This is a genomic window from Microcystis sp. LE19-41.2A (assembly GCF_027530405.1).
GTDB classification, from domain to species: domain Bacteria; phylum Cyanobacteriota; class Cyanobacteriia; order Cyanobacteriales; family Microcystaceae; genus Microcystis; species Microcystis aeruginosa.
The window spans coordinates 1-2,399 of the sequence record NZ_JAPZQJ010000119.1; the positions used below are offsets into that span (position 1 = coordinate 1).

Below are 2,399 nucleotides of genomic sequence, written 5' to 3' on the forward strand. Positions count from 1 at the left end.
ATGGGAGTGATCAGGGGGAAATTCAGGGACTTTTTCCCTGAAAATTAGGTAATTGACCCCCTCAAAATCGGTAAAACCCCACACCCCACACCCCACACCCTACACCCTGCCCCTAGGAAAAACTTTTTCAGCAGACCCTAAGTAGGGAGGCACAATTATTTGTAGGATGGGTTAGCGGTAGCGTAACATGAGCGGGCGTTGGGTTTCATGCTTCAACCCAACCTACGTTCATCTTATATTTAATTCCACCTACCTACTTAGACATTATTGAGGACAATTATTCGGCTCGACTACTCAAAGGGTTATTGAGATTGCTAGTGCCAGGACGTTTAACACTATGGGATTGTAGCAGCGAGATCGCCTGTTGGTACTGGGGATCATCCTTAGTTCCCACCAAAGAAGGATCATCGCGGAAGCGCAGCTGTTGTTCCTGGGTTAACTCGATCTGCACATCGGGTTTAATGCCTTTTTTGTAGATATTTTCGCCGTTGGGGGGATAATAACGGGCAATTGTCACCGCTAAACCGGAACCATCGGAGAGGGTGTGTACCGATTGGACGGTACTCTTGCCATAGGTCGATGTACCCACTAAAGTCGCCCGGCCATTTTCTTTCAGCGCCCCGGCGAGGATTTCGCTGGCGCTGGCGGAACCTTTATTCACCAAGACCACGAGGGGTAAATCGGTAATAGCGGTGTTATTGGCGATAAATTGGCGATCACCGCCCCGTCGATCGATGGTGCTAACGATTTTGCCCTGTTTCATCCACATGCGAGCGATATCGACACTAGCAAATAGTAAACCCCCGGGGTTGCCCCGCAGATCGAGAACATAGCCGGATACCTGTTGTTGACTTAATTCCTCGATCGCTTCTTTCATTTGTTCGGCTGCGTGGGAACTAAATTCATCCAGTTTAATATAACCAACTTTCACCCCACCTTCTTGTTTAAGGGTATAGCTAACCGAGGGGATTTCGATATCTACCCGGGTCAAAGTCACTTCAAATACACCTCGATCGGGACGGGCAAGCTGTAAACTAACGCTAGTACCCACTTCTCCCTGTAGGGCTTCCATTGCTTGTTCTAGGGTCATTAAAGCGGTGGGTTTGCCATTAATTCTGATCAGGCGATCGCCGCTTTTCACTCCCGCTTCCTTGGCGGGGGATTTTTTCACCGTATCGACAACGATCAGATCGCTAGTGCGTTTATCGAGGGCTAAACGTACCCCAATTCCCGATAATTCTCCGGAAGTTTGACTGGTGAGGACAGAAAATTCCCTAGGAGTTAAAAAACGGGTATAAGTATCACCCAATTCCTTTAAAGCTTCCCGAATTGCCGTGTAAGCTTGTTGGGGATTAGTATAATTTCTGCTTAACAATTCTTGACGTTTTTTTTGCCAATCGATTTGATGAAAACTACGATCTACAAATTCATTATTAACAATTTGCCAGACCTGGTCGATGACTGCTTTCGGGTTATCTTCTAAGGGTTTTTCCCCTTTGGCTGCGGGGGTGAGAACCATCAGGGAACTAACTGCTAGGGTAGCGATCGCACCTCCAGATAGGAGTTTCTGCACGGAAACGAACGAGGGACGCGACTGGTTCATAAAGACAAAGCCAAAATAAGATTGACGTTTAGATAAAGCCATTCAAAAAGCGGGAGCATTTTGCCTTCGAGGGAGGTGAGGAGCAGTGTTAACTACGACTTTCGTATAGATAGGGGAGTTCCTTGTCTGGCTCTAATATCCACTATAATTCTACTTCTAGAAAATCGAGTAATATCTGGCGATGAATTTTTCCTAAAGGACGAGTCTGATTAATCTTCTGGGAATAGTATTCCCCTTGAAGGATGGCAGCCGGGGGTAATAATGCTAAATCTTGCCCTTCCGTTTGTACTAATTTTTCTAATTCCAGGGTCAGGGGTACATGATAAAGATAACGAGAGAGATTATCATCGTTATAACAGCGAAAATGGCGTAAACTAGGAGCTTCGTAGTTAATTTCTTCTTTTAACTCTCGTTTTAACCCTATTTCTGGACTTTCACCCGCTTCTAAGTGACCACCAAATAAACCCCACACCCCCGGATAGAGAATCGTCGGGATGTCGTCGCGCAACTGCATTAAAAATCGACCGTCCTGTTCCAAAATCGCCAAAGCAACAAATATCATCAGTTATCAGTTATCAGTTATCAGTTATCAGGAGTCAGGAGTCAGGAGTCAGGAGACGGGAGACTATTTTATTTATTCTCCCCACACCCCACACCCCACACCCCACACCCCACACCCGTTACAGTAGAGCAGGAAGTCGCCTTCCCACCCCCTGCTTCAAAACCGGACTTACGACTTTCGCCGTATCCGGCTCCTGAGTAACTAGGCTACTGTCATTAGTAGAATAATAATGGG

Annotated in this window: 3 protein-coding genes; 1 reads left to right on the plus strand and 2 read right to left on the minus strand. The window is 46.4% G+C overall.

The genetic code is table 11. From position 1 onward, the window contains the following. Positions 1–277: 277 nt before the first annotated feature. A complete protein-coding gene (gene ctpB, locus O9290_RS05290) occupies positions 278–1,603 on the minus strand; it encodes a carboxyl-terminal processing protease CtpB (RefSeq protein WP_043999194.1) in 1,326 nt (441 codons plus the stop codon). Between the two features lie 142 nt (positions 1,604–1,745). Then, positions 1,746–2,165, minus strand: a complete 420-nt coding sequence (locus tag O9290_RS05295) for an NUDIX hydrolase (protein ID WP_002760597.1) — start codon at positions 2,163–2,165, stop codon at positions 1,746–1,748. Between O9290_RS05295 and O9290_RS05300 the strand changes: the two genes are divergently transcribed. After that, positions 2,098–2,292 (plus strand): hypothetical protein, encoded by a 195-nt coding sequence (locus tag O9290_RS05300; RefSeq protein ID WP_288028103.1) that lies wholly within the window; start codon positions 2,098–2,100, stop codon positions 2,290–2,292. The genes O9290_RS05295 and O9290_RS05300 overlap by 68 nt on opposite strands. The last annotated feature ends 107 nt before the right edge of the window (positions 2,293–2,399 follow it).

Coding starts and splice junctions, on each gene's coding strand:
- O9290_RS05295 (WP_002760597.1), bottom strand. CDS start 2,165: ATGATATTTGTTGCTTTGGCGATTTTGGAACAGGACGGTCGATTTTTA.
- ctpB (WP_043999194.1), bottom strand. CDS start 1,603: ATGAACCAGTCGCGTCCCTCGTTCGTTTCCGTGCAGAAACTCCTATCT.
- O9290_RS05300 (WP_288028103.1), top strand. CDS start 2,098: ATGTCGTCGCGCAACTGCATTAAAAATCGACCGTCCTGTTCCAAAATC.